Source organism: Christiangramia pacifica (assembly GCF_057221535.1).
In genome coordinates this window covers 3,176,596-3,202,326 of record NZ_CM170146.1, presented here as the reverse complement: position 1 = coordinate 3,202,326, position 25,731 = coordinate 3,176,596, and the positions used below count along the sequence as shown (strand labels likewise).

The window sequence follows — 25,731 nt, the reverse complement described above, 5'->3', positions numbered from 1 at the left end:
TCATAGAAATTGATAGAACAGAAAAAGATCAGAAGCTCATTGTAATTATCATTTTCCGAAATAATTATGTGAATACTCTATGACTTCATAAAATATATAGATAAAAATTATAGATATGAAATTCGTAAATTAGGAGTCGAACCGAATTTTTAATTGAATAAAATCAACTAAAACATGGAAAATAATCATTCTGGAAGCAAGGATAACCACAAAGTCTGGGAAGTAAATGAATCCAGTAAATGCCCTTTTATGGGTGGTGCTTTGAATTACACCGCAGGGAAAGGGACCTCGAATAGAGATTGGTGGCCTAACCAGCTTAATCTGAACATTCTTCGTCAAAACTCTTCATTAACAGATCCTATGGATGAAGACTTTGATTATGCAAAAGAATTCAATAGTCTGGATCTGAAAGCAGTGAAACAGGATCTCTATGATCTTATGACCGACTCTCAAGAATGGTGGCCGGCAGATTACGGCCATTATGGACCGTTTTTCATTCGTATGGCCTGGCACAGTGCTGGAACCTATAGAATTGGTGATGGTAGAGGAGGAGCAGGATCGGGTCAGCAGCGTTTTGCGCCTTTAAATAGCTGGCCGGATAACGCGAATCTTGATAAGGCAAGACTTTTACTATGGCCCATCAAAAAGAAATATGGTAAGAAATTATCCTGGGCAGATCTTTTAGTCCTGGCAGGAAACTGTGCCCACGAATCTATGGGACTTAAAATGTTCGGATTTGCCGGTGGTAGGAAAGATGTTTGGGAACCTGAAAACGATGTTTACTGGGGAGCAGAGACAGAATGGCTGGATAATGATAAAAGATATGAAGATGGTACGCTTGAAAATCCGCTTGGAGCTGCCCATATGGGGTTGATTTATGTAAATCCTGAAGGTCATAATGGTAATCCAGACCCGGTTGAATCTGCCTCTTACATTCGAGAGACCTTTGGTAGAATGGCGATGAACGATTACGAAACAGTTGCACTTATCGCCGGTGGACATACGTTTGGTAAAACACATGGTGCTGCAGATGCTGAAAAATATGTTGCAGCTGAACCTGCAGCAGCCGGAATTGAAGAGATGGGAATGGGTTGGAAAAATACCTATGGTTCAGGAAAAGGAGCTGATACCATTACCAGTGGAATTGAGGGAGCATGGACCGATACGCCAACGAAATGGAGTAATAAATACCTGGAAAATTTATTCAAATATGACTGGGAATGTATCAAAGGTCCGGGTGGTGCTTACCAATGGCAACCTAAGAACAACGAAGGAGCTGGCACCGTTCCAGACGCGCATGACCCTGATAAAAAGCATGCGCCGTTCATGTTAACTACAGATCTTTCTTTAAAATTCGACCCTGAATATGAAAAGATCGCCAGACATTTTCATGACAATCCTGATGAATTTGCTGATGCCTATGCTAGAGCCTGGTTCAAATTAACCCATCGTGATATGGGGCCGATCGAACGCTATTTAGGTCCTGAAGTTCCTGAAGAGGAATTATTGTGGCAGGATAGAATTCCAAAAGTTGATCACGAACTGGTTGATGATAATGATATTTCAGCATTAAAATCAAAAATTTTAGAAACGGGACTTTCTGTACGAGAGCTAGTTTCCACTGCCTGGGCTTCTGCTTCTACTTTTAGAGGTTCAGATAAACGAGGTGGAGCCAATGGAGGTAGAGTCCGTTTGTCACCGCAGAGAGGCTGGGAAGTCAATAATCCGAAGCAGCTGGGAAAGGTCATTCAAACTTTGGAAAGTATACAGAACGATTTCAATGATGCGCAATCTGGAAATAAAAAGGTTTCAATTGCAGATCTTATAGTTCTTGCCGGATGCGTTGGCGTAGAAAAGGCGGCAAAAGATGCAGGGCATGATATCAGCGTACCATTTACTCCGGGCCGAGGAGATGCAACCCAGGAGCAAACCGACGTGGAAGCCTTTGAGCCTCTGGAACCGAATGCAGATGGTTTCAGAAATTATTTCAGGAACAGGGATCATATTTCAGCTTCTGCGGAAGAATTATTGGTAGATAGAGCTCAGTTGCTTACTCTTACAGCTCCGGAAATGACAGTGCTTGTTGGTGGTCTTAGAGCGATGGATACCAATTATGATGGTTCTAAAAAAGGAGTTTTTACTGACCGTCCTGGACAGTTGACCAACGATTTTTTCAAGAATATTCTGGATATGCGTTTAACCTGGAAAAAAACTTCAGATTCTGAAACTGAATTTAGTGGAAGTGATAGAACTACAGGTGAACAAAAATGGACAGGAACCAGAGCTGATCTTATTTTCGGTTCAAATTCTGAATTAAGAGCAATCTCAGAAGTTTACGGAACCGATGATGCTGAAGAAAAGTTCGTAAAGGATTTTGTTAAAGCCTGGGATAAGGTGATGAATCTTGACAGGTATGATCTTAAATAAATTTATTTAGAGGTTTTAACTAAGGGTGGTCGAAAGACCACCTTTTTTATTTTTGGCGAATTACTCAAGCTTTCAGTGAAATAAGTATTCGTTTTAGAAATTAGAATTGATTATTTTGCAGATTAAATCTATCATTATGAAAAATCTATTTCTCATCAGCTTCTTATTTTTAAGCATAAGCATTTTCGCACAGGACGGAACTCCTGAAGATTATCTTTCTTCAGAATTTCACAAAAGCAGGAGGGAAGCACTTCGAGCTAAAATGCCTGAAAATTCGGTTGCGGTATTTTTTGCAAACCCGGTTAGAAATAGGGCTAATGATGTTGATTTTGTGTACCACCAGGATCCGGATTTTTATTACTTAACAGGTTACAAGGAACCGCACGCGGTTTTAGTGATATTTTCAGAAGAGCAGCAAGGCGAAAATGGAGAATCTTATGATGAAATGCTATATGTTCAAGAGAAGAATCCTCGTGCAGAAATGTGGACAGGATACCGACTTGGAGTAGAAGGAGCGAAAGAAGATCTTGGATTTGAAACCGTTTTCAACGGAAGTGAATTTTTAAACAACCAGATAGATTTTTCCGAATATGAAAGTGTTTTGCATAAACCTTTCAGCAACGATTACAGGGATTCAAGGGATCCGGCAGATCTTGCCAGCCTTATCCAGAATTTCAAAACCCAGATAAATGTAAAATCGATTAAAAATCAGAATAACGGTCCGCTTGGTGTTGAGGTTCAGCAGGAAGTAAGTCCGGAAGCTGAGGTGAGTGTAGATACGGAGAGCCTTAGAACTTTTATGGGAGAATTGAGGCAGATCAAAACCCCTGAAGAAATGAAACTTCTTAAAAAGGCAGTCCGAATTTCAGCTATGGGACAGGTGGAAGTTATGAAAGCGATGCACCCGGGAATGTCAGAAACTGAAGTTCAGGGATTACACGAATATGTATATAAAAAATACGGCAGTGAGTATGAAGGTTATCCTTCAATAGTAGGAGCCGGAAACAACGGTTGTGTATTACATTATATCGAAAATAATAAAACAAAACTTGAACAGGATCTTGTTCTAATGGATCTTGGTGCAGAATATCACGGATATACTGCAGATGTTACCAGGACGATACCTGCCAATGGAAAATTTAATGAAGAGCAAAAAGCCATCTATGATCTCGTGTATGAAGCACAGGAAGCCGGGATTGCTGCTGCAGTTGTTGGGAATAACTCCGGAGATACGCATAAAGCCGGTTTAGAGATTATTAACCAGGGATTATATGAATTGGGTATTATACCTTCTGTAGATGCAAAACATATGTATTTTCCACATGGCACCTCGCATCATATAGGTCTGGATGTTCATGATCTTAATACCCGCGGTAGTTTCGAGCCAAATATGGTGATCACTGTAGAACCTGGAATTTATATTCCGGAGGGAAGTGATTGTGATGAGAAATGGTGGGGAATCGCCGTAAGAATTGAAGACGATATTCTAATAACTGAAAACGGCCCGGTAAACCTTTCCGCAGAAGCTCCTAGGAAATCTGAAGACATCGAAGCTATGATGGAAAAGCCATCTGTTTTTGATGAACTGGAACTTCCGGCATTAGATTAATCGTTTTTAATATCATCTGCTTTCTCCAGGAAATTCTTGATAGCCGCAAGTGCTTCTTTGGGGTTGTCATTTAATGTGGCATGTCCAGACTCGCTTATTTCTACAAATTCTGCGTCTGGAACCATCTTTTGATATTCTTTCACAGTAGCAGGTCTAGCTTCATCAAATTCTCCTGTTATAAAAAGCACCGGAACTTCAACTTCTGAAAGCTTATCAATTCGGTCGTAATTCAAAAGAGTTCCCGTTGCAGTAAATTCGCTTGGCCCCCACATGTATTCATATACATTGGTGCCGAAATATTTGCTGGCAGAATCTTTTTTTGCCTGGGAACGTTCTTTTCTACGTAGAAATTTGCTGTAAAATAAGGCTACTGCATTCTGGTATTCCTGGTTATTGAAAGTCTTATTTTTTTCATTCGTTTTGATAATATTCTGGATGGAATCTGGAAGGGTCTCCACAAGTTCATTTGCATCTTTTATCCATCTTTTGGTACTAAAATACGGACTACTGAAAATGATCCCTTCTACGTGTTCAGGATATTTCAGATAATATTCCAATCCCAAAGCTGTTCCCCAAGATTGCCCATGTAGATAAACTTTTTCCAGGTCAAGTTCTTTCCGAAGCATTTCCACTTCTTCTACATATCTTTCAACCGTCATTAAAGTGGTATCTGTAATTCTATCAGATCTTCCACTTCCTAACTGATCATAAAATATCACGGGCCTGTCTGCACTTATTTTTTTGTAGGGTTCAAAGCCGAAACTGGAAGAACCCGGCCCTCCATGAAGTAGTAGAACAGGGGTGTTTTTACTATTTCCGTTGACTCTATACCAAATTTTTCCACCGGTAACTTCTACAAATCCTTCACCTTCTTTGATCTGTTTTTCTTCCTTGGTTTCATTACACCCAGTTATAAATATGAATATTGCCAGATTCAACAATAGGTAAAATGAGGAGTTACTTGATTTCATAAGAGTGGGATTAGCGAATTAAGGAGCCAAATTAATTAAATTCCGGCAGAAATTATACTAATGATATTTCAGAACAGACTCATCCTTAATAAAGAAAATAACGATCAATAATACCAAAATAGGAACTAAGATGAGTCCGATCAGGGAAAACCAACTGGTCATGATCTGGTCATTTTGCAGTATGAACAATCCTGTTCCCAATGGTCCTTTTGAGAATATGGTATTTAGGAAAAAATTCCAGCCCAGGTGCAACCCAATCGGCAGGAAAATAGATCTTGCTTTCTGAAATCCCAGTGCCCAGGCGAAACCCATAATTCCGGTTCCTGTAAAGATCAATACCATAGGGATAAGATTTCCGATAACGCCCATGGAAAACCAATGATAGATTCCAAAGGCAGACGCAGAGATTAATAACGCATATTTAATTTTCAATCTTTGTAATAGAATATAAAGTATGGCACCACGAAAAATAAGCTCTTCAAAAATTACAGATTTTAAATCCCAATAGAAGAATTCGGCTAAATTTATGAAACTAAAATCCTGGTTTATAACCCAGGTAGTTTCTTTAAGTTTTGCCTCCAAAAGTTGGATTATGATGCAAAGAATTGCGGTCATAACGAAGCCTGTCAATAATTGCTTCAATCTTTTGGTAACGGGTACAAAACCTAATGCAAGTATACTTCTGCGTTCAAAGAAATATAGAAGCATCCAGGAAATGATGAGTTCAAATACTATCCCGATCATTTGTATTTTATATGAAGATTAAAAAGGTCATAAATCACCTATCATATTTTCATTCTTTTCAGACTCAAATGCATCTTTTCCAAAGACATTAATGCGGTGTTCTAGTAAAAGAATATTCTCCAGATTCTGACCAAAATCTATAGTGGTAAATGGAACTCTCGGTCGGCTGCTGAGTCGATATCGGTTGTCTTGGAGTTTTTCGATAATGATAATATCTCCCCATGATTTGCCAATAAAACCTGTTTTAATCTTTATAAGATCGGCGTCCTGATCGCAATCAACATCTCTGTAATAATTTCTCATTTGAAGTTGCTCGCAAATTGTGATAAGCTTTAACCTTGAATCAATTTTAATGCTTTGCTTCACATCCAGATCAGGATTTGAAATACCATATTGTCTGGCTATTGCTTTTAATTCATACAAATGATAGGAAACCAGAACCACCGTCATCCCGAATCCAAATATCAGGCAACCCTGGATGATATCCTGTAAACTAAAATTTCTTTCTGTAAATAGATCGAGCAGGCTAATTAGAAAACCATAGGTTATAAAAACCAGGAGAAAATATCTTACCGAAATTTTTAAAATCTTATTCATTTTGAATTCTGGAGAATTAAGTTACAAATATTCAAATATTACATAAAACAAATTGCCTTACTTTCTTTAAATAGGCCTTCAGATTATCCTGATTTTCTCAATGGATTCAGATAATCAAGATCATTCAATTGCCGATAAAACAGATTCTGAATTTAATTATAAAGATTATTCAGATAATCTTTTTCTTCGGATAATCGCTCTATTTTACTCTTAATTTCCAGGCTATCATTCACCTTACCTTGAAGAATATTGCTATTCAAAATCTTGCCTTTGAATAATTTTGGACCTTGGTTATTTTCTGCTTTAAAGTATATAAACACGCTGTCTTTCTTAACACTATAACTTCCTAAATACAAACTGTCATTAATAGATAATGCAGTCTGTCCATTATATTCAAAAAATAACATGGGATCAGTTCCAAGTTTTCCCTTTTTGATATTTTGCGAGGAGTTATCAATTTCCAGTTCAGAAATCTTATAGCTTCCATTTAATGGATTCTCGATACTGGTCTTTAAATTATAAGCATAAATGAAATATCCCACGGGAAATAATAGTACATAGATCAAAGGCAATATTTTGACGAATTTATTTCTGATCGAACCTGTTTTTTGTCCAATTTTCCCTTCCATTTCCAGGAAGAATTTATAGAGATCTTTTCGATATTCAATCAATAATAAAATTGTGATTGTCAGGTCAAGCATGACGTGCTGTATGGCAAAAAAAACGTGGAATTCAATGTTCAAAATCAGTATGTTTAAACATACGCCCACTGAAAGAAGCAAAGCGATGAGTCTGGTTCTCCTGAAAACAACCAATATTCCTATCATCATTTCTATTAGCCCAATGAAAATATTATAGTGGTAAGATCTGCCAAAGAAAGACCACATATGTTGATATTTGGATACCTGCGCCAGGGGCATGAATGACTCGTAATGTAGAATTCTGAACTGCATATGCAGCAATTTAGGAATGGCAAAGGCGATCATTTTGATCGATAAATAATAGATGGCCAGGTATTTTAAAACCTGAAGAATGTTTTTGAAAATTGATGGATTCAAGATCGGTTGGTTTTGGGGTTTAATTTATTTTCGGAATTGAATTAACGGTTAGGATTGACAATTGTTGTGATGATGATCTCGAATATCCGGCAAAATCAACATTTCGAATAATTTTGGAAGTATAATTCTGCAAACCAAAGGCCTATATTAATCACCATATAAAAACCTTTTATACTACTTCCAATTCGGCTTAGGAATAAAACAGATTCAGATAATAATGCTTTGCCTATGGAAGAATTGATAGACGATAATAATGCTAACTACAAAAATGTGTAGCATCGCAGTTTTCAGAATTATCGTTTTCTAATACACTAAAAATAGAGAAGGGGTGCGGTTAGCAATAGAACTAAATTTTTTCCGGAATGCTAGAATTTGTAAGAACAGGAGAAAAATAAATTTCAATAAATTACCGACTTAAGTTTAAGATTCTTTTCTCTCTTTTTTTAATGATATAATATGCAACTGCCAGGTTTGGAACCCAACTCAACCAGGCAACAATGAGGTAAGCAGAATTAAAATTACCAGTTATTCCAATTAATAATGGAAGCCAGATCCTTAAAGTTACGGCAGAAAAACATACCGCATAACTGAAGATCATTAGATCCTGATGCCTGATAACATTTCGATTCCTTATTGCAATGTAAGAACCTATGGTGGTGCCGAGCCAAACTATTGCACTAAGGCTGAATCCTATAACGTTAGAGATTCCGCCAGTGGCAAATTGTGCGATATAAAGTCCGCAAATTCCACTAATCACAACAGAGATAACATAGATCCTACCAATAATTCGATGCATCTTCAGTCTTTTCTTACGAATCCTCGAACTAAACTGTGTCCACCCGATTAATAAGGCTATTCCGCCAGGGACAATATGACCGTAAAAGCCGTAATTCCATAACCTATCGTTCAAAAGTAAATCTGTTTTTGATGCCAGAAGTCCAAAGGTGCGATCAACAAAAAAGTAAACTATAGGATAAAGACCGATAGATATACATAATAATCCAAAGAAGATCCATTTTGAATTATGTACAAATTTTTTCACTGAAGCTGGTGGTTTTGAGATTAATGAATGAAGCTGAAATGTAATTCTAATTATTAAAACTTCAAAATAATCAATTTTAATAAAGTTTTAATAATCAATAAATTAAAGGTCTAAAGAAGTAATAATGGAGCGATAAAACCTAGGCGAACTTCATTTTTATTATAGCTTCTTACCTCATAAGTTTCCTCAGCAAAAGGAGAATAATCGTAATACCTGCCTATGTAAGCCAGGTAAAAACGTAGATCTAATTTTTTGAAAGGGCTATAGTAAAGCGTAGGAATAGCCCCGTAACTGGTTCTTATGTGATCATTCGAACCCGACACATCATCATATGCACTACTGGTCATGAGGGTCAAAAGTCCGCGAAATTTAGGACTGAATTGATATTCAGCTCGCATCCAGTTTTCAATATAAGAGACATCTTCAGAAACTTTGTCTGTACTGATCACTCCCGTCACAATACCTTTGGTATCCACCTGCTCATAACTGTAATGAAAATCATACATAATGCTCAGGTTCCTGTTTTCATATTTATGACCGAATGTGACAAATGTTGTTCCTTTATCTTTTACTTCATAAGAATGACTCAGGCTGTAGATCGTTTTTAGTTTTCCGTCAAAAAAGCTTCCGCGCCAATTACCTACGAAAGCCACGGGCCAGTCTGGCTCTTCAATATTATCAGCATCCAGGTCTCCATAAAGATCATCGTAATGCGTGGTTCGCGAATTCAAAACCTGAAAACCAAATTTATGATCATCACTCACCTGATAAGTGATCCCTGCGCCGGTAACAAAAGCGAGGGCATTTCCATAAATATCATTGTATTCAAGAACATCCAGCGCGCTGAATTCGTATTCATAACCACCGTAAAAAGCCGTCATTCTTCCCAATAACAGGTTGAATTTTGGACTTAGCATAACATCAATGTAAGCGAGTTCAATATTTCCGCCAAGCCTGTCCAGCGTTTGCACGTCGCTGTTTTTATTAAAACGGTTTCTGAACTGAAAACTTAACCTTTCATGTAATTTCCCAGAAATTCCTAAGGCGGTAAATCCGTTGGAAAATTGTAAACCATTATAGTAATTATCACCTCCTCTAAAAGTATAGGCCTGGTATTCCATACGCATCCCGAAGGTAATATTGATATTCTTAAGCAATTCAATTTTATCTGCAGGGATCAAAGGCTCTTGAATACTATCGGTCAATTGTGAATAACTCTTAGCCGAAAAGAATAGAATTAAAATTAGGATGCAGAATTTTCTCATGATCTGAATGGTATTTCAGGTTGAATTACTTGGTAACCAGAGGCTTGAAATATCATTCCATATTTAATTTTGTTCATTGAAGATTATTCTTAGTACCAGTCTACATAGTAATTTACTAAAATTTTACGGATTTCTTTCCGATCAGTTCATTTCTAGGTAATAATATGAAGTTTTCAACACTTAGAATGAATAATTTTCAGAGGGTTGTTAAATGTAGATGATTCATTTTCAGTTTTCAATCTTCCTGTCTATATGAAATCTATTGTCGCGTTTTTAAATGTTTCTTAGATTGTATGGTATTTAAATTACAGTGATGTTTAAAAAAGCCATTTCTGAACATATTAAGATCTACCATGTATTTCTGGCCATTTTGGGGATTATAGTTATTTCTCTATTGTATGTGTCTTTTTTCGACAAACCGATAGATACAGAGACCATGCAAATGATTAGAGAAAATAGGCCTAAAGATCTAAATGAACTGAAAGCAAACAGGATGCAGGTTCTTTTTATGAGAGAAAGAGGATGGAGCTTCATTATCTTTTCCTGTCTGGTTTTGGCAATACTTACCTGGATAATTATTTCAAACCAGAGGAAAGGTAAGATCGATTTTATGGGATACAGGTTCAGGCTTCAAAACAGATTTGTGCAAAATGAGCTTAAAGAGCAAACCTTTCAGGACAGGCTTAGCAAAAAATTTAATGGCCTGACAACGAACGACGCTTTAATTGCTGAATTACTCATTGATGGATACTCTACCAAAGAGATTGCTTCAGAATTAAATATTTCGGTACCAAGCGCTAATACTGCACGATACCGCCTCCGCAAAAAAATGGATCTTACCTCAGATATTGATTTGGTAACTTTTTTAAAGCAAATCTGAGCCTGTCTATCTAAAATCTATAGTAAAGATTTTGGTTTTTTAGCATTTCGATCAAAATTTGTGAACATAATTATTTCAGATTATGAAAAAAATAAGTTTAAGCATACTGCTCATCTTTTTAGTTCAGATTTCATTTAGCCAGGATTGGAAAACTGAGCTGGATTCTGTAATGAAGATCATAGAACAAGATAAATTATTTCACGGCCAGATCTTAATAGCAGAAAACCACGAGATCATTTTTCAGAAGTCTTATGGAAATCTTTCGGAAATGGGAGATTCAATAACCAATGATACGTCATTGGAGGTAAAATCTATTACCAAGGCATTTACTGCTGCGGCGATTTTAAATCTGGAGCAGGAGGGAAGGCTTGAACTCGATGACAAAATCGAAAAATATCTCAAGACCTGGCCTTATGATGGGATTACCATCAGGCATTTATTAAGCATGACCAGCGGACTTCCAAATTTTATCGAAAAAGTGGTGAATCAAGCGGATACTACAAAATATATGAACAACAAAGCTATCGTAGATTTTATCTCTAAAAATCCAGTTCCGGTGAAGTTGCCCGGGGAGCACTATGATTACCAGAATAGTAACTATATAGTCCTCGCGGGCCTGGTAGAAGAAATTTCAGAAATGCCTTATGATCGATATGTACAGAAAGCCATTTTTGATAAACTGGGTATGGTGAATACTTATTTCGAGGATCTCACCCAAATTTCAGATGAAATAGATGGTGATAGTTTTTTTGCGCCTTCAGGAGATGGAAATTTATATTCAACTGCCAAAGATCTCTATACTTTTGAGCAATCGTTTTATAAAAATGAAATCCTTACCGAGGAAAATAAACTGGCCACATTTTCAAAAACTAAATTGAACGATGGCTCATTAAATAATTACGGATTGGCCTGGTGGGTAATCGACGATACAGAAGAAACAGAATATTATATTATTGGTGATGGCCCGAATATAAGGTCCAGTATTCAAAAATTTCCTGATAGAAATGCCACCCTGATCTATATTCATAATATATCAGGAAGATACTGGAAGGATGTTTATTGGGTAGTTCGAAATATCTGGAACGGAGAATCTTTTCAGATGCCTGGAAAAAAGGGAATTCTGGTGAGGTATGATATTGATGAGAATCTTTTTTCAAAATATACAGGAAGTTACCTGACGCCTGGTTTCGGTTTACTGCACATTAGCGAGGAAAACGGCAAACTATTTCTAAGGCCTGATCCAATTCCTGGAAAAGAAGAACTTGTGCCATCGTCAAACACTACGTTCTACTTCCAGGATCAGTCAGTAGAATGGGAATTTTTTCTGGACGAAAAGGGTCATGTAAAGGGATTTGGATTTAAAGGAAAACCAGAAACCATGGGTGAAAAACAATAAAATATCTGTTGGATGATTCAACACTTAGCCTGAAAATTTTAATTCAGCTAAAGAGAGAATTTGAAATTAGGAGGAAATTTGAATCTTGAAAGAATCCAACAATTATGACCTATTCTCCTTTACTTTTTTTAACTCTTTAAGATCTTCATAATACTTATCAAGGCTCCAATCCATTTGAAAGCCCTGGTTTAAATAAACTTCCATTGATGGTAGTCCCATTTCAGATCTTAAACTATCTACATCTTCGGGGTTTTGAATAGGTTCCACATATTTCTTTCCGGTTTTGGAATCTATAAAGACCTGACTGCCATAGATCTGTTTCTTCCCTTCTCTAAGCGCAATGCGATCTCTTAAAAGCGCGAGATTGCCTGGCAGGGTTTTATTCTCATTTACTGCTTGTTCAATAGCCGGAAGAAATTCTTTTTGGGTGGCCAGATCTGCATGCTGAATTACGAGAAACAGGGTTTGATTACCCTGCATATTCAAACCATCGGGCCAACCATTTTCAAGGATTGAAATAACCTTTTCCAGATTTGCAGAATCCTGTTTTTTCATTGTCTTTACCAGCGTTCTAAATTCATCAGAATTCATTTTTCCCTCCTGTTGTAATTTAATGAGTTCGAACCTAATATCCTGGTCGCTTTTCCAGATGGTATCTAAACGTTGCTGTATATTTTCTGATGTTTCCTGGGCAATTCCTGAAAAAATATTGAATAATAAAACTGATGAAAAAATAAACTTTTTAAACATAAATTGATTGATTTTATAAGGGTGATATATAAAAACAACGATCGGGGAAAGGTTTTGTTACAGAAAAAATCGGAAAGTGGTTATGATCGATAATTGATCAATATAAGATTGGATAGTGAAAAAAATTATGTTGAAAGCTAGTACCTGGTTAATTTCTAGAAGAAAAAGATTATAATTTCTTTAGTTATCGTATTGGTCTGCACTTGCAATTAAGAGTAAAAAATAAAAAATGGTTCCAGGAGTCTGAGAACCTCTTCAGAATTGGCCTTGGAATATTTATGCTCTTCCATGTATTTTTTAATCTCATGCAAGTCATCTGTGGTTTTTACAATATTGAATTTTGACGAATACTTTAAAAAAATGGGTTTAGACGTTGGACGGTGAAAAACTTCGATAATGTCCTTATGTCGTGAATCTTTGGCAATTTTTTCTTCGTAAAGTTCAACCACCTCCTTTTTTTCACCTTCCAGTACCTGAAAAAAACGATTGGTTTCTTTTGAAAATAAAAGCACACCGTGAATTTCACATTCATTATTATGTTCATGAGTTTTTGAGAAGATATTTTCAATATCACTTTCAGTGACATTATTTGCAACACTAGTGTAACAAATGGTGTAGGGTAGTTTCATGAAGTAATTTTAGAAATCCAAAATAGGTTTTTCCAAAGCTGTATTCAAATTTTCAACAAATTTTTAAGAAACCCTTATTTTATAGCGGGGCAAACTTCGGAAATAAGTTATTAATTATGTTATCTACCCTTTGAAATTCTGTGCTAATGATTTTCTTAGAGAAAGAAGATCAGTTTTATAAACTTCATTTAAAAATTCATTATAAGGATCATTTCTTTTGTACGCGAAGTATTGTTCGGCTTTAGTCAAATGCCCTTCAGCTTTTTCCTGATCACCTTTCTTCAGATAGATTTTTGCCAATCCATAATGAGCTTCAACTGAATATTTTGATTGGTTCAATGCTTTTTCAAAATCAATCTTAGCTTTTTCAATATTTCCTAGCTCATATTCCGCGAGTCCGTTGTATACAAAAGCCTGTAGGTCTACCCAGGATTCTCCCTGTTTTTTAATGCTATTACCGAAGTGATGAATTGATTTTTCATATTCTTCCATTCCAAAATAAGCTTCTCCTCTTAAAAAATCGATATCTTCTCCCCACGGAGTATCCCTGACTTTTGGTGTTAAACTATCCAGTCGGTTAAAATCTTTAAGAGCTCCTTCAAAATCCCGCAGGAACCTTAGTTTCATGTAACCTCTGTAACCCAAGTGCATTTCCGGATTCAACTCAACCGCCTTGTCCAGCAGATCAAAACCTTTTTCATAATAGCCTCTCTTATTAAATGGAACAGACTGTTCAAAATAGACTTCATCATCTATAGGATCCTGAAATTTTAGAATTTCAAACATGGATTGAGAAAGAGAAATACCCTGAAGATGGGACGCAAACGAAAATCTTTGTTCCCTTGGAGATAGAGCCAGCATATAAATGGCAATTACCGAATACAAGGTCAAAAGGATGGCTAATATCAGTTTGAAAATCTTTAGAAATCTTTTCATCTACTAGAAAATATCTATGATTTTATTTTTCCTGATCTTAAAGTTCAGCACGTAATAACTATCGAAAGTGTTGTATTCATTCCTGGCTGGGTTCCAATTCTTAAGTTTAAGTAATGCTTCTTCAATCGTCTTTAGTTTGTTTGGATCAATTTCTACATTTTCCAAATTCAAATCGGATGCTAGTGTACGGAATCTGCCGATATTGCCTTCACAATTCACGATAAATCGAAAACTTATTAGTCCGGAATGCTGAAATTCCAGGTTTTCCAGCTCATGAATTATTTCATTCTTTATTGCTTTTTTCCCTCCTGTAAAGCTTGTATTCATTCCATAGTAATTCGGAATCTGATCTTCATTGCAAACTTTAAAATCGCCATCAAGTTCACTGTCAGAACTTAATTCGCCAATACGGTGAGACATTTCATAAAAGATCCAGCTTGTTATGGAAATAGCAATAGCTGCACTTATTGCAAGAAAAATATTCGTTTTACTTTCCAAATTAAATTACTGGTGGTGAGTAAGATTTTAAAAACAGACGATCAATTTTAGTGAGTACTATCATTTGAGGAAATAGACCTGCTAATAATTAATTATGCAATTCTGATTTTAAAGTTAGTCCTGGATATTTTCCTGTTCTTTATTCAATTGCTCAAGCTCCTGGATACTATTCTTTAAATTTAAATCTTTATTGCCGGGTTCTTCGTCAATAATTTCATTTTCAGAAACTTTGACTTCAGTTTTACTCAAAGATTTTTCCCGTTCATCATTCAACTTCTGAAGATCCTGAAGCGTTGTTTGTAAACTTTCATCACTGGTTGCTTTTTCTTCAAATATCTCCTGTATTTGACGTGATTCTGTTCTAGTCTGCTCCTTTTTAAAGCTATCACAACTAAATGAGACTAAAGCAATAAGTGCCGGGAAAGCGATTTTCTTGATCATAGGTAAGATTGTTTTGATCTTCTAAATATAGGATTAAAATTTATAAATCAATATCATATTTCTTATTATCAAGTTGTTGAAGAGGAGAAAATTGATTCAGCCACTGAAAAAATTTTATACTAAAATGCTTCAGTTGTGTTATAACGGTTTGGCTTAGGATAATCTTTCTTCAATTATTTATCTGAAGATGGATCCACTTATTTTTTTGAAAAAGCAGTACGAAAATTATAAAAAGAAGATAGCCGAGAAGTATTATCCCACCGAGGATCTTTATAAGGTCGTAATTATGTTTTAGAAGAAAAGTGAGAGAGATCAGCGGAATCAAGGCTCCGGCATATTTCAAATATTTATTTCTGAATCGATCTCCGTAAACCAGAATATCCTGATCAGATTTCAGTTTATTAATTGACAATTTTGCGCTGGATCCAGATGGAATTTTGACTTTCAGGTATCTGGCATCTTCGTTAAATTCAATCATTTTTTCATCGCCATTTTTCAATCCTGTCACCTGCGCATTATCCACGAACACTTTGTATTCAATATTCTGATTAAAAGATTCCTGTTTTCGTTTGATTTTAACTCGGGGCATATTTTTCAATATTTTAAATTAATCCACCTGATATTTTTTATACTTTTTGATCAATTTTTTAATGCCATTCAATGCCAAGGTCCTTCCTGGGGTGGTATAGTTAAAAATGCTTTCCAGGATACTTTCATCATCATCGGCTCTTTTAGTGACTTTCACCTGCCCGTAAACAATAGACTCTGAGATCAATTCCAATTGATCCAGGTCGTAGATCTGTATTTTTGTGCGAGCTTCGTTGTATTTTGTCACTGTTCCGATTGCCGGAGGCTGGTGTTCAGAATTTCCCAATTGATCTTTTATGATCTTTGAATCAATATTGATTAGGAAATTGCAATCAGAGGAATTCTTTATTTCCTGCAGTTCTTTTTTCGAAGGATTTAGAGGCAATTGCTGCTGTATCATTTTTGTCTGCCTTAGATCGATCAGCTCTTTTAGAGAATCCCCTAGAATCTCATTAAATTCATCTTTTGCATATGCATAAGCGTCGTTGTTATCGTAATTAGTATAAGGATCATTCAAAATCCATTTTCCATGCTTAAAATTCAATTTCTTTCCTTTATCAAAATCTAAAGTATACTTTGCTCCACCACAACTTGAAAAGCAAAAAGCAAAAAAAAGGAATGTTAGTATTCTAAAAATTTTCAAAGTGTGTTTATTTAGCGAATAAAAAGTCCAAAGATCAAACTTATATGAATTTGTTAGAGTAGGAGATACCTATGGTTTTTAGATCCTTGATATTTCTTATTAGTTATATTGTTTAGCAGATTTCAGCATTGCCTTGTATTCTTCACTAAAGCTGTACAGTTTCTGAATTAGCTCTAATCGATTAGCTTCTTCTAAGAGTTCGTAGCTAAGTCTTTTCGATTCCAGGTAATCAAAAAATAAGTTATACTGATTTTCGGGAATATTGAGTTCATTGCTTAGAAAAACATAATTCGGTATTTCATCTGAAGAAAATACTTTTTGATAATCCTCAAGTTTAATAACCTTAACTTCTGGTTTTGCGGGAAACATTTGTTTGATCATTGAAACCAAGCCTTTATAAATATTTCCTTTGGAATCGAGAACTGTGTATTTATCAAAATTTTCCTTTTTATCTTTCTCAATAAGGCTTCCAAATTCTTTATTTTCTCTTTTTACATCAAATTCTTTTATCGCCGAACTTAAATTTACCTGATCTAGGGTATTTACAGAATTTTTCAGTTCAATTATAACAGTTTCTTTCAGGTCTTTTTGCTTTACGACTAGCGTCTGTTTCTGATAAATCATCGACTGAAAAATCAAGGTGTCTTCTATGTTGGAACTTATTTTGAATTCACCACGTTCATTGGTCCTGGAATATGTCTGCCTGGTTTTATTTATAACTTCAAATTCAGTTACAACACCTTCGGGATCATAAATAATTCCATTTACTTCCTGTCCAGAAATTTTCTGGATACTCAGCAGTATCAATAAAACCAGAATTTTTTTCAAATGATTTCTAGCATTAAGTATCATTATCAGCACTTAATCTTAAACGAGTGCCGCTGTAATAAAAGTATCAGTTTATTTCGATAAATATTGGTTAAGTTACTTATTTTCTTACTAACGGTGTCGGGTATTGCTTATATGTTATGATTGAAATTATTTATTCGAATCAAGGAATATAATTAGAGGATCGGAATTCTTGTTTATCACCCGTACTTCTGCAAAAGAACAAAAAGTTGGTGTACTAAAACTGAATAACAGTTTTGCTGAATTAAATGAGAATTTTGATCAATAAAATCTAAAAAAAGAAAGTCACCCGTTTAGGTGACTTTTTTTTAAGCTGAAAATTTGTATTTTTAGGCTAGAGATGTTCAAAAGTCGCATATTCCAGTTGGAGAACAGAAGACTCTGCATCTTCAAATTCCTGCAGGACCTCCTTATACTCATTATGGGTTTTTAATACAATTCCATTGCGGTGAGCCTTCAGGGTAGAAAAGAATTTTACTTCAAACCAAACTTTATTTAAAATCTCATGTTCTTCGGCTGTTAGAGGCTTTTCCCCATCAATAACATTATGCATTTTTTTACGAGCTAAATTTTGAATTTCTTTCCTAGCATTGTAGCCCGTTGGCATGTTTCTCAATACTCCAATCATATAGATTATTTTTCCGAAATAAACCTTTTCTACATATTCATCTCCGTATTTTAATTCAAATAGTTCAGGATCCTGTACCATTTCTTCTTTAAGAGACTTTCTTTCTTCAGATCTAGGAAGAAAACCGTTACTGCCTTCTTTATATTTATAATTCATTACAAGAACCTCGCTCTCTTTAACAGGGTATTGTTCAATGATAGATTGATATAGATCTGAGTTAACTGCAAGTTTCGAAGCAAATGTTGTGCGATCAAAATTAATATGGAAATAATCGTAAAAATAGCGAAATGGATAAATTGCTTTGATAGGATCTGTACTGTTTTCCCAGATAGGATTATGATAAAAAGCTTCATTTAATTTTCTGTAATTACCTTCAATATTCGAAAAGGGATTGATCAACGGAACCTGATTATCGGTTAACATCGTGGAACCGATACCTTCTGTATAAGGATACGTTTCTTCTAAAATGGTTTCGCCGTCTTTCTTAATAGTGACTGTTCTGGTTTCCGCAGATTTATCAAAAACTGTGACGCTTGAACTACTATCGTCGGCACTGGTAAATTCTACCTTTACAAGATCGCCTTCCTCATAACTATAATCGGAAGTTCCTTTTTCACTATATACTATTTTTTCAGAAGGCATTCCGTTATCATAATCTGTCTTGAACCACAGATCACCTTCCGGGGTATAATATTTAGACCAAAGTGGCTTATTGTCCTCACTGCGGCTTACTTCCATGTAAAGATGATGCTGCGGATAATTGGAATATACCTTCGCTGTCTTAATAAAACCGCTCTCATAATATTCAAATTCAGAATAAGGTGTTTCTTCTTCGAGAGAGTTATCAGTATATCGAGCTTCCTTGATCCAACCATTAGGATAAGTACTTTCAATCTGAAAATAATCATCAGACTCTATTGAAAAATCGGTTTGCGGTAAACTTTCTTCCTTCTGACAGGAAGATAATAATACGGTAACTGCCAATAGCAGCGATCGGGAAAAAAATTTGTTCATTTAGGGGGTGTAGTTATTGGATTCTTGATTAATAACTGATGAAAAAAACACCTTGAAAGGTCCTTCAAAAACGAAAATATTAAATAATTACAAATTATCGCAGATGATCTGGGATTAATTTATACTTGAGAAAGTTCAAATAGTTATCTTATAACGGTTACAGGTGTAGTAAGTGTTTAATCTAGCGGTAGATGTCTCGAAAAATCGAATCTTGTTATACGGTAAATTAAATTCTATTTTTTATAAAATATCTCTCATCGATTTAAGCTACAGGTTCTTTTTCTTGTGAACTTCATTTTTTATCCTGTATCTCTATGTATTCATTGGTTCTGTTCTTTGCAGTATACGGATTGATTGAGCATTTTCAGCCCGGGCTTTTAGTCTAATCGATCAAATCTTATAGATTTTATCCTATCAGAATTTAAGTAAATTGATTTTATAGTTTTAGTCTCGACATCGAATTTCAAAACGTAATTGTTTACCATCAATTTATTTGGTGCCAGAAGTGATCCTGACGACTCCTGCTCGCCAATCATCACTTTGTAATTTTTCTCAGATGTATGATCAATTTCTATAACTACCCCAGTTTCAGAATTTTTATATCGACCATTTAGTGTTTTGAAATCATAATTATTCCAGTCAGCTTTTTGTCTCGTTAGCGAATATGGTGCATGGCTGGTATGATAAGCAGTAATTTCCATTTCTCCATTTTCATTTTCCACAAATTCCTGTTTAAAATCTTTATCGAATTTTTGATGGAAAATATTGGCTGATTCTCTTTCTAATTCAACATCATTTCTGCCAATTCTTTTCAGATATAATTTACCATCATCCTTTTTCAGAAACTCGAATGCGAAATCACCCTTAGTTAGATAAGTTCCCAGAATATCATCTTCGCTTACATAATTTCCCTCCTTCTCAGGTTTGGTAATCATAAAGCCGAAATCATTATCAAGATTGAAAATGACATCTGCCATTTGCCTTGTTTGCATTGATGGTATGGACTTTCCTGTATTTGTTAGCGTGATGAATGAAATATTATCTTCGGGAAATCTCAAAGTAGTAGCTTTCCAGGCTCCGGTAGAACCTTCATGAAATTTATAATTTAAGCCTTTATATTTACCAAATTCCAATCCGTAACCATAGTTGTTTGTCATTTGCTGGTCTACTAACTCCTGACTTTTATCAATGATTGCTTTCTTGATCTTGCTTTCGCCATGGCCCTGAATGATCTTCTCCCATTGAATCTGGTCTTCAAGTGTTGAAAATAAATTTCCGTCGCCAACAACATTCCATTTCCAGTCGTAGGTTGTCCAGGTATCAAAATTGAAATAAGCTCTTGCAATTTCACCATCAATTTCAGAATGATCGGCCTCAAAAGATGTATTTGATATATTCAGCTTCTGAAAAATTTGATCTGTATATTCCTGAAAGGTCATTCCTGAAACTTTTTCTACAATAATGGCCAGCAGGATATAATTCGAGTTACTGTAAAGGTATTTACTGGATGGCTCAAAATTTAAATCTTCCTGTTTTTCAATGATCTTTAGAGCATCGTTATTATCGAAAGAATGATTCCACCAGGTAATTCCCTGTAGAGACCAAAGATCATAAATGTCCCTGATGCCGCTGGTGTGATTTAGCAAGTTGTTTATGGTAATTTCTGATTCAATATTCGGGTACAATTGTGGAAGGTATTTTCTAATATCATCTGATAAACTCAGTTTCTTTTCATCCTCCAGGCTCAGAATAGCCAGAGCAGTAAATTGCTTTCCGTTTGATGCTATGTTAAACCGGGAACGACCATCAATTTTCAAACTGTCCTCAAAATCTGCAATGCCCGCATATTTCTTATAAATCACCTTACCCTTGTCAATGATGGCAGTGGCAATTCCAGGGGCATTTGGAGGTACATCCTGAGTGGCAATACTATCAAGCTTCAACAGGTCAGATTCTGAAATTTTTGCCTGACTAAAGCTATTGTGTGTTCCGAGGATTGCAATTAGCAGAATTAGAATCGTTTTTTTCATTTTAAGATCAGAAGCTTAATTTTCTTATGGTTGAAGCTTATCACAGGAATTTTAAAATTTGCGCAAATAATAATGCTAACCTTCTTGTGTTGAAAATAAAGTTAATCCAATTTTCTTTAATTTTTGAATTGACTTTTAAGCAAGACAAAATTCTTTATGGTTTGATGAGCGGTTTATGCTGTTAGCTTATTTTTCCAGCTCTTTCCCAGCCAGCAGGTTTTTAAAAAAATCAGCAACATTGGAAGCGCCAGACTTACCGCCGTCATCAATATTTGATAAAATCACAACAGTATAATTATCATCTAAAAAATCCATTAATTCACCATGAATTCCATACCAACCACCGCTATGTCCAACAATAGTCTGGTTATACCTATTATCTATATCAATACCATATCCTAATTGCGTATTATAGCCCTTAACTTTAGGCTCCAGCATAAGATCGGTTGTTTCTTTTTTAAGTAATTGATAATTCCTTAAGGTCTTTGAAAATTTAAATAAATCTTCAACTGTGGAATAGTAAAAACCGGCTGGTGAGGCCTTCGTCAGGTAATAATCATTCCTTAATAGATTTTCATTTTGTCCGAAGCCTGAAGTATATCCGCTTGCTTTACTTTTTACGATTGAATCTACCTGAATTTCTGAGGTCGCCAACATGCCTGTTGGTTCCAGAATATGCTGTTTTATATAGTCGTAATAATTTTCCCCGGAAACTTTCTCAATGATTAAACCTAATATTACAAAGCCAGTCCCGCTGTAATCATACTTTGTTCCTGGTTCAGACAGCAAGGAATCTGTGGCAAAAAGCGGTACAAAATCAGAAATTTCTTCGTAATCTGAATTTTTGATCTTATCTAAATCTGTAACGTAAAAGTTATTGAGACCTGAGGTATGGGTTAAAAGTTGATGCACGGTAACAGAGTTTCTTACGGTCTCATTTGGGTATTCCGGCAGATACATTCCAATTGGTGTTTTAAGGTCTAATTTGCCCTGTTCATAAAGCTGTAGTGCAGCGACGGCGGTGAACATTTTCGTAATTGAAGCGATGTTGAATTTAGTATCAACTTTATTTTTTACATCATATTCTATACTGGAGAGTCCGTAAGCTCTCATATCAACTATTTCGTCATTTTCAGCTACTAAAATGGCTCCTGAAAATTCTGATTCATTCAAATTATCCAGGTAGCTTGAGATTCGGGAATTCGTAGATTGAGTATAAGATAAACTGGAACTAAATATTAAGAGGAGTAATACTTTAAATTTCATTGAAATTGGATTTGGCAAAAAAAATAGAGCTTTCTACTTAAAGGTTATCGCGATTGTGCGGAATGATCTTTACAGATTGTTCCAATAGTTGTTTATTAAATTAAAATATTTGTTCAAATATTAAGATTATCGTGTCTAGTTATTATTCTTCAGAATTTTAATAATTCGATTATGCATTATTTCAGATAAGCTCCAGTTATATCCTTCAAAATCAACCGTATTTGTAAACTGAATTATTACAGCATCGATCTCTCTATCGTATGCTGCGATAGTTTGATATCCGGGAATTAACCCAGTGTGTTCAAATTTATAAATAGACGAATAAATTTCTTGCTCCTCTTTATCCTGAAACACAGATCCATCATTCAATGCTCTGATAAATTTTCCTAGATCTTCCGCGGTTGCCAACATAGAATTATTGTTATCGCTTTTTAAATCCTGTTCATAACCAACGTAATAGCCACTCATCACATCAGAAAGATCTACTTCGGTAATAGAACCATAGGTATGTTCTAGATTTAATGGTTCTAATATTTCTTTTTGGATAAATTGAAAATGATCGTAACCCAGGACTTTATTCATGATCATACCAATTAGCAAATAATTTGTATTAGAGTATTCATAATCTTCTCCTGGTTTAAAATTGCCTGGCTTATCAAGAATAAGTGCGAGATTTTCTTCGTCACTTTGTTTGGGATTCGCCCAGTAATTAAAAGTATCTGTATAATTCGGAATCCCACTGGTATGCTGAACCAACATTTTCAAGGTTATTTGCTCCGCATTTTCAATCCTACCTTTTAATTGCGGCAGATAATCTGCAAGGCTTTTGTTCAATGATATTTTTTCTCTTCTTACAAGTTTTGCAATTGCCAGGGCATTATAAAGTTTTCCTACACTTGCGATTTTGAATAAGGCTTGTGGATCTGTTGGAATTTTTTTCTCTCTGTTCTTATAACCAGCAGAATATAATTGCGAGGGTTTTCCGGCTACATCTACGTAAACTATAATTCCGTCAAATCCGTAATTTCCCGCTTTATCTACTTGTTCCTGAATAGTTTCAGGCAAAGGTGTTATCCAGGCCCTTACAATAGGCCACGGAACAAAATATAAGGAGATAACTGTTCCAAGAAGCAATACAATTCTTAAAATCCATGTTTTTTGCTTCTTATTCATTTTGACATTAACCTATTAATTAATAAGCCTTTACTTTCTTGAGTTTTCTTTTTGAAATCCTGCTATTACTCTAACATATTTGTTGTAGCAACCTCCCTGTGTAATTTCCATTTTCCATCACTTTTATCTTTTTTGAGAATGGCCAGGAAAGTATCCTCAATTTCTATTGGTTCACCTTCTTCATTGGTATAAAAAACGGAGCTTGTTCCAAAATCGTAGGCGACGCTATCACTAACGATAATAGTTTCTTTAGGTTTCATTACCAAACTGTCATAACTAAAGGAGCCAACGGGTTCATCACGTAAACGTTTGTATTCTTCCCAGGTTCCGCAAATAGGTGTTAGGGATACGATTTCTTTCGTGCTGAAATTCTTTAAATCAGCATAACGTTTTTCTTTGATCGCCAATTGAAATCCCGCGCGAGTTTCTTCAATCGATGCTAATTCGGATTGAATATCTATTTTATTTTCATCTGTCGATTTGATTTCCGCCTGATTGTTTTTTTCAGTACAGGAAAGAAGAAACAATGTTACAAAAAGGATCACTACATTTTTCATTTTATTCTGAATTTAAGGTTACTTTCTGATTATTTCTAGCGGTTTCGGTTAGCACCAGTTGGCTGAGTAAGGGGCGAGAATTTTGTGGCTCAACATCTAATTAATGGGTTCTAAATTACAAATTTTTTCAATATTTTAATTTGGGATGAACCGCTATTGCAAGATTTCTTATTGAAAGGTTTTCATCATAGTTGAAATACCAATTTGGGAATATTCTCTATTTTTTTGGTCGTAATTTCAATTTCAGAAATGATTAAAACGTTATTATTCGCTTTATCATTATTGATGAAATTCTCCAGGAAAAAATCATTTTTATCAGGGAACTGGTTTTTATTATCAATGATCTTTTGAGCTCTTAAATGATCATCAATTAACCCGATTATTAGCGCTGAATGGCTATTGCCAAAATTTTTATAACGGCATGCTAAATTTAAATCTGGTTTTATCTTTTGCAGATGTAACCTCTAATTGGCCATTATGTGCCTTAGCGATTTCAGAAGCGATATATAGCCCTAATCCTAATCCGTCTTTTTTAGTATCTGATTTGGTAGTAGTAAATGGTTTAAAGATATCTTTGAGGACATGTTTAGGAATAGGGTCTGAAGAGTTTATAACTTCCAGGACAAACTGATCCTCCGAGTTATTCGCATTAATGTAGATGGGAGCAGAGTCGAAACCATGCTTTACAGCATTACTGAGAAGGTTTGATAACAATTGGCTAACTCTGTTAGTATCACAGCTGATATGCTTATCTAAATTGATTACTGGAATGATTTCGTGGGTTGCATCAGTAGTTTCAATTTCTCGTATGACTTGTTTTAATGCGTTTTCTAATTTTTCATTACTTTTTTCAAAGTTCAATGATATTCCTTCTCCCAATTCAGTTTTCGTAAAATCTAAAAGGTTATCAATCAGTTCCTGCATTCTAAAGGAACTTGACTTAATTGAATTTACGTATCTCTTGTCATCTTCATTAATATCTTTTTGTAACAAAATATCTGCACAAAGCCTGGTACTCATTAAAGGATTGCGTAAATCATGTCCAAGAACAGCCATAAAGGTTTCTCGAAGTTTTGCATTCTTTTTTTCATCCTTGAGGAGTTCTTTCGTGTAATTCAATTCCTCAATAGATTCTAAATGAAAAGATATTAATTCAGTATATAATTGAAATAGATTTTTGGTTTGTTCATTTTCAAGTTTAGCAGGCTCGGGATCAATTGCGCATAGGGTTCCAAAAAAACTACCGTCTTTACGATAAATTGGAAATGAGATATAACTTTTGAAACCATATTTAGCCGGCGTATGGTGGTTACAATAATTTACACTCTCCGGCACATTGTCAATAATAACAGGGTTTGAATGTTGCCTTATCTCATTACAAAGAGTTGTTTCCAGTTCTAATTCATCTCCCGGTTTTAAACCAAAGTTAATGTCATCCTGTGATATACACGTCACCCATTTTTTATCGGTAACCCTGGCGATAGCAGCAAACCTCATACCTGTACTTTGACAAATTACATTGAGCATTGGAGGAATTGAAGATATTTGAGAAATGTTGGCGATATCTTTCTGAATATCAACGCTTAAATTTGTACTCATACCTGGTTTCTACTTTTTTTGTAAAATACAAAACTAAATTTAAAATCATTGATAAGGGGCGTACTTATCTCTTGTTGTCCCATAGGGTTGTAGATTTTTTAGCTCTTTATCTATATTGTATAGGCTAACGGTGGGTAATAT

General features: G+C 35.2%; 24 protein-coding genes. 4 read left to right on the top strand and 20 right to left on the bottom strand.

Annotated elements, in window-relative coordinates; genetic code table 11:
* The first annotated feature begins 174 nt into the window (after positions 1-174).
* A complete protein-coding gene (gene katG / locus AC2S94_RS14745) occupies positions 175-2,427 on the top strand; it encodes a catalase/peroxidase HPI (RefSeq protein ID WP_484629316.1) in 2,253 nt (750 codons plus the stop codon).
* 136 nt (positions 2,428-2,563) lie between these two features.
* Positions 2,564-4,036, top strand: a complete 1,473-nt coding sequence (locus tag AC2S94_RS14740; RefSeq protein ID WP_484629315.1) for an aminopeptidase P N-terminal domain-containing protein — start codon at positions 2,564-2,566, stop codon at positions 4,034-4,036.
* Here the strand turns inward: AC2S94_RS14740 and AC2S94_RS14735 are convergent.
* The 6 genes from AC2S94_RS14735 to AC2S94_RS14710 all read right to left on the bottom strand — a co-directional run bounded on the left by AC2S94_RS14735 (position 4,033) and on the right by AC2S94_RS14710 (position 9,713).
* A complete protein-coding gene (locus AC2S94_RS14735; protein ID WP_484629314.1) occupies positions 4,033-5,007 on the bottom strand; it encodes a proline iminopeptidase-family hydrolase in 975 nt (324 codons plus the stop codon). The two genes, AC2S94_RS14740 and AC2S94_RS14735, sit on opposite strands and share 4 nt — an antisense overlap.
* Positions 5,008-5,064: 57 nt before the next feature.
* Complete coding sequence (locus tag AC2S94_RS14730; RefSeq protein WP_484629313.1) at positions 5,065-5,751, bottom strand: CPBP family intramembrane glutamic endopeptidase; 687 nt, start codon at positions 5,749-5,751, stop codon at positions 5,065-5,067.
* A 27-nt stretch (positions 5,752-5,778) separates the two neighbouring features.
* Positions 5,779-6,348 carry a hypothetical protein gene (locus AC2S94_RS14725; protein WP_484629312.1) on the bottom strand — a complete coding sequence of 190 codons (570 nt, stop codon included), beginning with the start codon at positions 6,346-6,348 and terminating at the stop codon, positions 5,779-5,781.
* A 152-nt stretch (positions 6,349-6,500) separates the two neighbouring features.
* Positions 6,501-7,406 (bottom strand): hypothetical protein, encoded by a 906-nt coding sequence (locus tag AC2S94_RS14720; RefSeq protein WP_484629311.1) that lies wholly within the window; start codon positions 7,404-7,406, stop codon positions 6,501-6,503.
* Positions 7,407-7,812: 406 nt separating this feature from the next.
* Positions 7,813-8,448 (bottom strand): DUF2306 domain-containing protein, encoded by a 636-nt coding sequence (locus tag AC2S94_RS14715; RefSeq protein WP_484629310.1) that lies wholly within the window; start codon positions 8,446-8,448, stop codon positions 7,813-7,815.
* 110 nt (positions 8,449-8,558) lie between these two features.
* Entirely contained in the window at positions 8,559-9,713 is a 1,155-nt protein-coding gene (locus tag AC2S94_RS14710) for a porin (protein ID WP_484629309.1), read from the bottom strand.
* Between the two features lie 313 nt (positions 9,714-10,026).
* On the opposite strand from AC2S94_RS14710, the gene AC2S94_RS14705 reads away from it, so the two are divergent.
* Together AC2S94_RS14705 and AC2S94_RS14700 are read left to right on the top strand one after the other, a co-directional pair.
* On the top strand, positions 10,027-10,593 hold the full coding sequence (locus tag AC2S94_RS14705; RefSeq protein ID WP_484629308.1) for a helix-turn-helix transcriptional regulator: 567 nt from the start codon (positions 10,027-10,029) through the stop codon (positions 10,591-10,593).
* 82 nt (positions 10,594-10,675) lie between these two features.
* Entirely contained in the window at positions 10,676-11,989 is a 1,314-nt protein-coding gene (locus tag AC2S94_RS14700; protein ID WP_484629307.1) for a serine hydrolase, read from the top strand.
* A 102-nt stretch (positions 11,990-12,091) separates the two neighbouring features.
* Here the strand turns inward: AC2S94_RS14700 and AC2S94_RS14695 are convergent, their stop codons facing one another.
* From AC2S94_RS14695 to AC2S94_RS14630, 14 genes are all read right to left on the bottom strand, one after another.
* Positions 12,092-12,739: a DUF6624 domain-containing protein gene (locus tag AC2S94_RS14695; protein ID WP_484629306.1), complete on the bottom strand. Its 648-nt coding sequence runs from the start codon at positions 12,737-12,739 to the stop codon at positions 12,092-12,094.
* Positions 12,740-12,948: 209 nt separating this feature from the next.
* On the bottom strand, positions 12,949-13,368 hold the full coding sequence (locus AC2S94_RS14690) for a BLUF domain-containing protein (RefSeq protein ID WP_484629305.1): 420 nt from the start codon (positions 13,366-13,368) through the stop codon (positions 12,949-12,951).
* Positions 13,369-13,491: 123 nt separating this feature from the next.
* Positions 13,492-14,304 carry a tetratricopeptide repeat protein gene (locus AC2S94_RS14685; RefSeq protein WP_484629304.1) on the bottom strand — a complete coding sequence of 271 codons (813 nt, stop codon included), beginning with the start codon at positions 14,302-14,304 and terminating at the stop codon, positions 13,492-13,494.
* A gap of 3 nt (positions 14,305-14,307) precedes the next feature.
* A complete protein-coding gene (locus AC2S94_RS14680; RefSeq protein ID WP_484629303.1) occupies positions 14,308-14,802 on the bottom strand; it encodes a hypothetical protein in 495 nt (164 codons plus the stop codon).
* 114 nt (positions 14,803-14,916) lie between these two features.
* Positions 14,917-15,243 carry a hypothetical protein gene (locus tag AC2S94_RS14675; protein WP_484629302.1) on the bottom strand — a complete coding sequence of 109 codons (327 nt, stop codon included), beginning with the start codon at positions 15,241-15,243 and terminating at the stop codon, positions 14,917-14,919.
* A gap of 169 nt (positions 15,244-15,412) precedes the next feature.
* Complete coding sequence (locus AC2S94_RS14670) at positions 15,413-15,832, bottom strand: hypothetical protein (protein ID WP_484629301.1); 420 nt, start codon at positions 15,830-15,832, stop codon at positions 15,413-15,415.
* 18 nt (positions 15,833-15,850) lie between these two features.
* On the bottom strand, positions 15,851-16,474 hold the full coding sequence (locus AC2S94_RS14665; protein WP_484629300.1) for a hypothetical protein: 624 nt from the start codon (positions 16,472-16,474) through the stop codon (positions 15,851-15,853).
* A gap of 99 nt (positions 16,475-16,573) precedes the next feature.
* Positions 16,574-17,326, bottom strand: a complete 753-nt coding sequence (locus tag AC2S94_RS14660; protein ID WP_484629299.1) for a hypothetical protein — start codon at positions 17,324-17,326, stop codon at positions 16,574-16,576.
* A gap of 331 nt (positions 17,327-17,657) precedes the next feature.
* Positions 17,658-18,965: a hypothetical protein gene (locus AC2S94_RS14655; protein WP_484629298.1), complete on the bottom strand. Its 1,308-nt coding sequence runs from the start codon at positions 18,963-18,965 to the stop codon at positions 17,658-17,660.
* Between the two features lie 377 nt (positions 18,966-19,342).
* A complete protein-coding gene (locus AC2S94_RS14650) occupies positions 19,343-20,995 on the bottom strand; it encodes a serine hydrolase domain-containing protein (protein ID WP_484629297.1) in 1,653 nt (550 codons plus the stop codon).
* 186 nt (positions 20,996-21,181) lie between these two features.
* Positions 21,182-22,261: a serine hydrolase domain-containing protein gene (locus AC2S94_RS14645; RefSeq protein WP_484629296.1), complete on the bottom strand. Its 1,080-nt coding sequence runs from the start codon at positions 22,259-22,261 to the stop codon at positions 21,182-21,184.
* A 135-nt stretch (positions 22,262-22,396) separates the two neighbouring features.
* A complete protein-coding gene (locus tag AC2S94_RS14640) occupies positions 22,397-23,434 on the bottom strand; it encodes a serine hydrolase domain-containing protein (RefSeq protein ID WP_484629295.1) in 1,038 nt (345 codons plus the stop codon).
* Between the two features lie 65 nt (positions 23,435-23,499).
* A complete protein-coding gene (locus AC2S94_RS14635) occupies positions 23,500-23,991 on the bottom strand; it encodes a Cif family virulence factor (RefSeq protein WP_484629294.1) in 492 nt (163 codons plus the stop codon).
* 411 nt (positions 23,992-24,402) lie between these two features.
* On the bottom strand, positions 24,403-25,590 hold the full coding sequence (locus AC2S94_RS14630) for a GAF domain-containing sensor histidine kinase (protein ID WP_484629293.1): 1,188 nt from the start codon (positions 25,588-25,590) through the stop codon (positions 24,403-24,405).
* Between the last annotated feature and the right edge of the window lie 141 nt (positions 25,591-25,731).

Excerpts from the sequence above, each read along its gene's own strand:
- AC2S94_RS14670 (WP_484629301.1), bottom strand. The coding sequence starts at position 15,832 with ATGCCCCGAGTTAAAATCAAACGAAAACAGGAATCTTTTAATCAGAAT.
- AC2S94_RS14740 (WP_484629315.1), top strand. The coding sequence starts at position 2,564 with ATGAAAAATCTATTTCTCATCAGCTTCTTATTTTTAAGCATAAGCATT.
- AC2S94_RS14645 (WP_484629296.1), bottom strand. The coding sequence starts at position 22,261 with ATGAAATTTAAAGTATTACTCCTCTTAATATTTAGTTCCAGTTTATCT.
- AC2S94_RS14725 (WP_484629312.1), bottom strand. The coding sequence starts at position 6,348 with ATGAATAAGATTTTAAAAATTTCGGTAAGATATTTTCTCCTGGTTTTT.
- AC2S94_RS14695 (WP_484629306.1), bottom strand. The coding sequence starts at position 12,739 with ATGTTTAAAAAGTTTATTTTTTCATCAGTTTTATTATTCAATATTTTT.
- AC2S94_RS14710 (WP_484629309.1), bottom strand. The coding sequence starts at position 9,713 with ATGAGAAAATTCTGCATCCTAATTTTAATTCTATTCTTTTCGGCTAAG.
- AC2S94_RS14675 (WP_484629302.1), bottom strand. The coding sequence starts at position 15,243 with ATGATCAAGAAAATCGCTTTCCCGGCACTTATTGCTTTAGTCTCATTT.
- AC2S94_RS14735 (WP_484629314.1), bottom strand. The coding sequence starts at position 5,007 with ATGAAATCAAGTAACTCCTCATTTTACCTATTGTTGAATCTGGCAATA.
- AC2S94_RS14635 (WP_484629294.1), bottom strand. The coding sequence starts at position 23,991 with ATGAAAAATGTAGTGATCCTTTTTGTAACATTGTTTCTTCTTTCCTGT.
- AC2S94_RS14630 (WP_484629293.1), bottom strand. The coding sequence starts at position 25,590 with ATGAGTACAAATTTAAGCGTTGATATTCAGAAAGATATCGCCAACATT.
- AC2S94_RS14655 (WP_484629298.1), bottom strand. The coding sequence starts at position 18,965 with ATGAACAAATTTTTTTCCCGATCGCTGCTATTGGCAGTTACCGTATTA.
- AC2S94_RS14700 (WP_484629307.1), top strand. The coding sequence starts at position 10,676 with ATGAAAAAAATAAGTTTAAGCATACTGCTCATCTTTTTAGTTCAGATT.
- AC2S94_RS14650 (WP_484629297.1), bottom strand. The coding sequence starts at position 20,995 with ATGAAAAAAACGATTCTAATTCTGCTAATTGCAATCCTCGGAACACAC.
- AC2S94_RS14705 (WP_484629308.1), top strand. The coding sequence starts at position 10,027 with ATGTTTAAAAAAGCCATTTCTGAACATATTAAGATCTACCATGTATTT.
- AC2S94_RS14660 (WP_484629299.1), bottom strand. The coding sequence starts at position 17,326 with ATGATACTTAATGCTAGAAATCATTTGAAAAAAATTCTGGTTTTATTG.
- AC2S94_RS14640 (WP_484629295.1), bottom strand. The coding sequence starts at position 23,434 with ATGAATAAGAAGCAAAAAACATGGATTTTAAGAATTGTATTGCTTCTT.
- AC2S94_RS14690 (WP_484629305.1), bottom strand. The coding sequence starts at position 13,368 with ATGAAACTACCCTACACCATTTGTTACACTAGTGTTGCAAATAATGTC.
- AC2S94_RS14730 (WP_484629313.1), bottom strand. The coding sequence starts at position 5,751 with ATGATCGGGATAGTATTTGAACTCATCATTTCCTGGATGCTTCTATAT.
- AC2S94_RS14685 (WP_484629304.1), bottom strand. The coding sequence starts at position 14,304 with ATGAAAAGATTTCTAAAGATTTTCAAACTGATATTAGCCATCCTTTTG.
- katG (WP_484629316.1), top strand. The coding sequence starts at position 175 with ATGGAAAATAATCATTCTGGAAGCAAGGATAACCACAAAGTCTGGGAA.